Source organism: Piscinibacter sp. (genome assembly GCF_050175855.1).
Lineage (GTDB): Bacteria > Pseudomonadota > Gammaproteobacteria > Burkholderiales > Burkholderiaceae_C > Piscinibacter.
Genome location: NZ_JBFXIO010000287.1, coordinates 1 through 6,879 on the forward strand (window position 1 = coordinate 1; position 6,879 = coordinate 6,879).

5 protein-coding genes are annotated in these 6,879 nt (G+C 72.3%); all 5 read left to right on the plus strand.

Going from position 1 to position 6,879, the window contains the following annotated elements; translation table 11 throughout:
* Positions 1-121: 121 nt before the first annotated feature.
* From AB7U92_RS18945 to AB7U92_RS18965, 5 genes are read left to right on the plus strand one after another with little or no spacing between them, the layout of a single operon-like run.
* On the plus strand, positions 122-3,742 hold the full coding sequence (locus tag AB7U92_RS18945; RefSeq protein ID WP_428580518.1) for a hydantoinase B/oxoprolinase family protein: 3,621 nt from the start codon (positions 122-124) through the stop codon (positions 3,740-3,742).
* Positions 3,743-3,751: 9 nt separating this feature from the next.
* Complete coding sequence (locus AB7U92_RS18950) at positions 3,752-4,519, plus strand: hypothetical protein (RefSeq protein ID WP_428580520.1); 768 nt, start codon at positions 3,752-3,754, stop codon at positions 4,517-4,519.
* The gene (locus AB7U92_RS18955) at positions 4,516-5,196 is read left to right on the plus strand and encodes a TIGR04283 family arsenosugar biosynthesis glycosyltransferase (protein ID WP_428580523.1); all 681 of its coding nucleotides are present in this window, start codon (positions 4,516-4,518) and stop codon (positions 5,194-5,196) included. Before AB7U92_RS18950 ends, AB7U92_RS18955 begins: the two co-directional genes overlap by 4 nt.
* The gene (locus AB7U92_RS18960) at positions 5,184-5,822 is read left to right on the plus strand and encodes a TIGR04282 family arsenosugar biosynthesis glycosyltransferase (protein ID WP_428580525.1); all 639 of its coding nucleotides are present in this window, start codon (positions 5,184-5,186) and stop codon (positions 5,820-5,822) included. Before AB7U92_RS18955 ends, AB7U92_RS18960 begins: the two co-directional genes overlap by 13 nt.
* Positions 5,819-6,850, plus strand: coding sequence for a phosphotransferase (locus AB7U92_RS18965; RefSeq protein WP_428580528.1), 1,032 nt, complete (start codon positions 5,819-5,821; stop codon positions 6,848-6,850). The genes AB7U92_RS18960 and AB7U92_RS18965 overlap by 4 nt, the downstream gene beginning before the upstream one ends.
* Positions 6,851-6,879 lie beyond the last annotated feature (29 nt).

A 6,879-nucleotide genomic window follows, 5' to 3' on the forward strand; every position in this document is an offset into this window, starting at 1 on the left:
CGGCGCCGCCTCTCGCGCTGCACCTGCGTCGCCTTGGCGAGCGTTTCGCGCTGGAGTGGATCCGCGAAGTCGGCCCGCAGGCGAACGCCATCTTCATCCCGTACCATTCCTCGAGCACGTCATGAACACCACCCCGTCCTCTCGCTGGCAGTTCTGGATCGACCGCGGCGGCACCTTCACCGACATCGTCGGCCGGCGCCCGGACGGATCGCTGGTCACCCACAAGCTGCTGTCCGAGAACCCGGAGCAATACCGGGATGCGGCGGTGGCCGGCATCCGCCACCTGCTCGGCCTCGCGCCCGGCGAGCCGATCACGCCGGAGCGCGTGGAGTGCGTGAAGATGGGCACCACGGTGGCCACCAACGCGCTACTCGAGCGCAAGGGCGAGCCGACGCTGCTGGTCACCACGCGTGGCTTCCGCGACGCCCTGCGCATCGCCTACCAGGACCGGCCGCGCCTGTTCGACCGCCACATCGTGCTGCCCGAGCTGCTCTACACGCGCGTGATCGAAGCGCAGGAGCGCATCGGCGCCGACGGCACCGTGGTCGAACCCTTCGACGAGGCGCACCTGCGCGAGCGGCTCTGGGCCGCCGTCGACGCCGGCCTGCGCAGCGTGGCCATCGTGTTCATGCACGGCTACCGCTACCCGGCGCACGAGATCGCGGCGGCAAGGCTGGCGCGCGAGATCGGCTTCACGCAGGTGAGCGTCTCGCACGAGGTCAGCCCGCTGATGAAGCTGGTGTCGCGCGGCGACACCACGGTGGTCGACGCCTACCTGTCGCCCATCCTGCGCCGCTACGTCGAGCAGGTGGCCGGCGAGATGCCCGGCGTGAAGCTCTTCTTCATGCAGAGCAGCGGCGGGCTGACCGACGCCCATGCCTTCCAGGGCAAGGATGCGATCCTCTCGGGGCCGGCCGGTGGCATCGTCGGCATGGTGCGCACGGCCCAGCTCGCGAAGAACGATCTCGGCGGCGACCGGGTGATCGGCTTCGACATGGGCGGCACCTCCACCGACGTCAGCCACTTCGCCGGCGAGTTCGAGCGCGCCTTCGAGACCCGCGTGGCCGGCGTGCGCATGCGCGCGCCGATGATGAGTATCCACACGGTGGCCGCCGGCGGCGGCTCGATCCTCAGCTTCGACGGCGCGCGCTTTCGCGCCGGGCCGGAGAGCGCCGGCGCCAACCCCGGCCCGGCCTGCTATCGCCGCGGCGGGCCGCTGGCGGTGACCGACGCCAACGTGATGGTCGGCAAGATCCAGCCGAGGTGGTTCCCGAAGGTGTTCGGGCCGGAGGCGAACGAGCCGCTCGACCGCGAGGTCGTGGTGGCGAAGTTCACCGAGCTGGCGCAGCGCATCGCGCAGGCCACCGGCACGCAGCGCACGCCGGAAGAAGTGGCCGAAGGCTTCATCGACATCGCGGTGGGCGCGATGGCCAACGCGATCAAGAAGATCTCGGTGGCACGCGGCTACGACGTGACGCGCTACACGCTGCAGTGCTTCGGCGGTGCCGGCGGGCAGCATGCTTGCCGCGTGGCCGATGCGCTGGGCATGGACCGTGTCTTCGCGCATCCGCTGGCCGGCGTGCTGTCGGCCTACGGCATGGGCCTGGCCGATCAGAGCGTGATGCGGGAGGCAGCGGTCGAACTGAAACTCGCCGAGGCGCTGGCCACGGTGGCCCATCGCCTCGACGCGCTGGCCGCGGAGGCCGAGGGCGAACTGCGCCGCCAGGGCGTGAGCGGCGGCGAGATCCGCACCCACCGCCGCGTGCACGTGCGCTACGAAGGCACCGACTCGGCGCTGGTGGTGCCCTTCGGCTCGGCGGTGGATATCCAGTCGGCCTTCGAGGCTGCCTACCGGCAGCGATTCGCCTTCCTGATGCAGGAGCGCGCGCTGGTCGTGGAGGCGGTATCGGTGGAATCGGTGGGGGCGGGCGATGCGCCGGCCGAGACGCCGCAGGCCACGCTGGCGCCGTCGCCCATGCCGGCCGAAGAGACGGTGAAGCTCTTCAGTGGCGGCCGCTGGTGGGATGCGGCGCTGGTCGTGCGCGAGGCCGCCAAGCCCGGCCTCTTCGTCGACGGCCCGGCGATCATCGCCGAGAAGAACGCCACCACCGTGGTCGAGCCCGGCTGGCGTGCGCGCGTCACTGCGCTCGACCACCTGGTGCTCGAGCGCGTGCAGCCGCGCGAGCAGCGCCGCGCCATCGGCACGACGGTCGACCCGGTGATGCTGGAGGTCTTCAACAACCTCTTCATGAACATCGCCGAGCAGATGGGCCTGCAGCTGCAGAACACCGCCTACTCGGTAAACATCAAGGAGCGGCTGGACTTCTCCTGCGCGCTGTTCGACGCGCAGGGCCAGCTCATCGCCAACGCGCCGCACATGCCGGTGCACCTGGGCTCGATGAGCGAGTCGATCAAGACGGTGATCGCCCGCAACGCCGGGCGCATGCAGCCGGGCGACGTCTATGCGCTCAACGACCCCTACCACGGCGGCACGCACCTGCCCGACGTGACCGTGGTCACCCCGGTGTTCGACGAGGCCGGCCGCGAGATCCTTTTCTACGTGGGCAGCCGTGGTCACCATGCCGACATCGGCGGCACCACGCCGGGCTCGATGCCGCCGTTCTCCACGCGCATCGAGGAAGAGGGCGTGCAGATCGACAACGTCAAGCTGGTCGAGGCCGGGCGGCTGCGCGAGGCGGAGATGCTGGCGCTGCTGGCCAGCGGCAAGTACCCCTCGCGCAACCCGCAGCAGAACCTCGCCGACCTGAAGGCGCAGATCGCCGCCAACGAGAAGGGCGTGCAGGAGCTGCGCAAGATGGTGGCGCAGTTCGGACTCGAGGTGGTGCAGGCCTACATGCGCCACGTGCAGGACAACGCCGAGGAGTCGGTGCGCCGCGTGATCACGAAGCTGAAGGACGGCTCGTTCACGCTGCCGCTCGACAACGGCGCGCAGATCTCGGTGGCGGTGCGGGTGAACGCCGCTGCACGAAGTGCGGAGATCGACTTCACCGGCACGAGCGCGCAGCTGGACAACAACTTCAACGCGCCCACCGCGGTGTGCATGGCCGCGGTGCTGTACGTCTTCCGCACGCTGGTGGGCGACGACATCCCGCTCAATGCCGGCTGCCTCAAGCCGCTGAAGGTGATCATCCCCGAGGGCTCGATGCTCAACCCGCGCCCGCCGGCCAGCGTGGTGGCGGGCAACGTCGAGACCTCGACCTGCATCACCAACGCGCTGTACGGTGCGCTCGGCGCGATGGCCGCCGGCCAGTGCACGATGAACAACTTCACCTTCGGCAACGCGCGCCACCAGTACTACGAGACGATCTCGGGCGGCTCCGGCGCCGGCCCGGGCTTCGACGGCACGAGCGTGGTGCAGACCCACATGACCAACTCGCGCCTGACCGACCCCGAAGTGCTGGAGTTCCGCTTCCCGGTGCGGCTGGAGAGCTACGCCATCCGCGCCGGCTCCGGCGGGGCGGGGCAGTGGAGCGGCGGCAACGGCGGCACGCGCCGCGTGCGCTTCCTCGAGCCGATGACTGCGTCCATCCTCTCCAACGGCCGCCGGCACGGCGCCTTCGGCATGGCCGGCGGCCAGCCGGGGCAGCCGGGGGCGAACCGCGTCGAGCGCGTGGATGGCCGTGTCGAGGTCCTCGGCCACATCGGTTCGGTGGAGATGGCCGCGGGCGACGTCTTCGTGATCGAGACGCCCGGCGGCGGCGGCTACGGCACGCCCGGCTGACACCGCCCTATGCTGCTGAAGCTGCTGCTCGTCGCGGCGTCGGCGCTGCTGTCGTCGCTCGCGGCGCGGCGCTTCGGCCATGGCGTGGGCGGCACGCTGGCCGGGCTGCCGATGATCGCCGGGCCGATCATGGGCTTCGTGCTGGCGTCCACGCCCGTCGACAGCGTGCGCGACATCGCACTGGCCACGCTGGTGTGCCTCCCGGCGACGGTGGCGCACCTGGTGGTGTTCGCCTGGAGCGCCACGCGCTGGCCGTGGTGGCTGTCGCTGGCGCTGGCCAACGTGGCGTTCTTCGGCTTGGGCGCGCTGCTGCCGATGCTGGAGCTGCCACCGGCGGTGGTGTGTGTGCTGGCGCTGGCCGTGCTGGCGATCGGCCGGCCGCTGATGCCGCGCCTGCCGGTGCGCCATGGCGCGGTGGACATCCCGGCCATCGAGCTGGCCTGCCGCGTCGCCGCGGCGATGCTCGTCGCCTGGCTGATCATCCGCAGCGCCGGCATCGCGCCGGCCACGTTCAGCGGCCTGCTGCTGGCCGTGCCGATCACCGGCAACGTGCTGCCCTGCTTCACGCTGCCGCGCTACGGCGATGCGGCCACGGTGGCGCTGCTGCGCGGCTTCGTGCGCGGGCTGTCTGGCTTCGGCGCCTTCTTCGTCACGCTGACGCTCGGTCTGGGCCATGCGCCGGCCTGGCTGGTCTATGGCCTGGCCTGGGCTGCGGCGCTGGCGGTGGCAGTATCGCTGTACGGGCTGTCGCAGCGGCGGCTGGCCAGGGCGGCATGACGGCGCCGCTGAGCATCGTCGTGCCCGTGCTGAACGAAGCGGCGGGCATCGAGGATACCCTCCGGGCGCTGGCGCCGCTGCGCGCGCGTGGCGCCGAGGTGATCGTCGTCGACGGCGGCAGCCGCGATGACACGGTGGCGTTGGCCACGCCGCTGGCCGACCAGGTGATCGACGGCCCGCGCGGCCGGGCGCGGCAGATGAATGCGGGCGCGGCACGAGCCTCGGCGCCTCGGCTGCTCTTCCTGCACGCCGACACGCGCCTGCCCGATTGTGCCGATGCGCTGATCGACGCGGCGCTGGAGGCGCACCCGCTGGCCTGGGGGCGCTTCGACGTGGTGATCGAAGGCCGCTCGCGCATGCTCCCCGTGGTTGCCGCGCTGATGAACCGCCGCTCGCGCTGGACCGGCATCGCCACCGGCGACCAGGCGATGTTCATGACCCGCGCGGCCTTCGACGCGGCGGGCGGGTTTCCCGACCAGCCACTGATGGAGGACATCGAGCTGTCGTCCCGCCTGAAGCGGCTGCGCGCCCCGGCCTGCCTGCGCGAACGCGTGCTCACCTCCGGCCGCCGCTGGGAGCAGCGCGGCGTGTGGCGCACCATCGTGCTGATGTGGCGGCTGCGCCTGCTCTACGCGCTCGGCGTGAGCGCCGATAGACTGGCCCCGTGGTACCGCTGAACCCCGAACCGACCGCTGACGACTGCGCCGTGCTGGTGATGGCCAAGGCCCCGCTGCCCGGGCTGGCCAAGACTCGGTTGATTCCGGCGCTCGGTGCGGCCGGCGCCGCCGCGCTGGCCGCGCGCATGCTCGATCACACGCTGGACGAAGCGCTCGCCGCGGGCCTCGGGCCGGTGACGCTGTGCGCCGCGCCGCAGGCGTCGCACCCGGCGTTCGCCGGGCTCGCGAAGGCCGGGCGCATCGGCCTCGCCGACCAGGGCGAAGGCGACCTCGGCGCGCGCATGCAGCGGGCCTTCGAACGCGCGTTGCCCCGTCACGCCGGTGCGCTGCTGATCGGCACCGATGCGCCGGCGCTCGATGCGGCCGTGCTGCGTGCCGCGCACGCGGCACTGAGGGAACACGATGCGGTGCTCGTGCCCGCGCACGATGGCGGCTATGTGCTGATCGGCCTGCGCCGCATGGCGCCGCGGCTGTTCACCGACATGCCCTGGAGCACGCCGCAGGTGCTGGCGATCACGCGCGAGCGGCTGCGCGAGGCGGGCCTGCGCTGGGCCGAACTGCCGGCATTGCACGACATCGACGAGCCGGCCGACCTCGTCCATCTCGCCGGCCGGGGCTGGACGTGAGCCTGGCCGACGATCTGCGCACGGCGCTGCGCGAGGTGCGCTCGCCCTGGGCCGAGGCGCCGCTCGAGCCGCTGCCCGACCTGGGCCTTGCCCATGCCCACCTCCGCCTGGCCGGCAGCGGCGTGCTGGCGCGCATTCCCAAGCAGAGCCAGATGGGCCTGGCCGCCGCCGACAACCTCGCCTACCAGGCCGCCTGCTTCGAGCGGGCTTCCGCAAGCGGCCACGCGCCGCGGCTGCACGGCGTGATGCCGCCCTCGGCCGCGCTGCCGCGCGGCGCGCTGCTGGTCGAGGAAATCGTCGGCCGCCCGGCGCGGCTGCCGCAGGACCTGCGCGCCGTCGCGCAGGCGCTGGCGGCGATCCACTCGCTGCCCTTGCCCGCGCCGGCCCTGCGCGCGCCGCTGCTCGATCCGAGCGATCCGCTCGCGCTGCTGCGCGGCGAGATCGAGGCGCAGGCGCAGCACTTCGACGCGGCCGGCCTGGCCCCCGCGGCCCGTGCTGCGATCGACTCTCAACGGCGCGCGCTCGACCAGCTCTGCGCCCGGCCCGAGCGGCCGCCGAAGCGGCTGATCGCCTTCGACGCCCACCCTGGCAACTTCATCGTGCGCGCCGACGGCCGTGCCGTACTCGTCGACCTGGAGAAGGCGCGCTATAGCCTGCCGCCCCTGGACCTGGCCCACGCCACGCTCTACACCTCGACGACCTGGGACGCGGCCAGCCATGCCGTGCTGACGATCGACGAGGTGCGGGCCTTCCAGTGCCACTGGCAGTCGCAGTGCGCCGACGCCCAGGCCTGGGCCGGCTGGCTCGTGCCGCTGCGTTCGGCGATGTGGCTGTGGTCGGTGAGCTGGTGCGCCAAGTGGCGTGTGCTGTCGGCGCAGGCCGCACGCGCCGGCGGCGACGGCGAGGACTGGTCGACGCAGCGCAGCGAGGCCGCCCTGGTGGCGCACGTGCGCGGCCGCGTCGACGACTACCTCTCGATCGAGGGGGTGAATCGGGTCGCCGGCGAACTGGCCGCGCTGGCCGCGTAGACTCGCGCCCCCATGAAGTTCCAGATGGC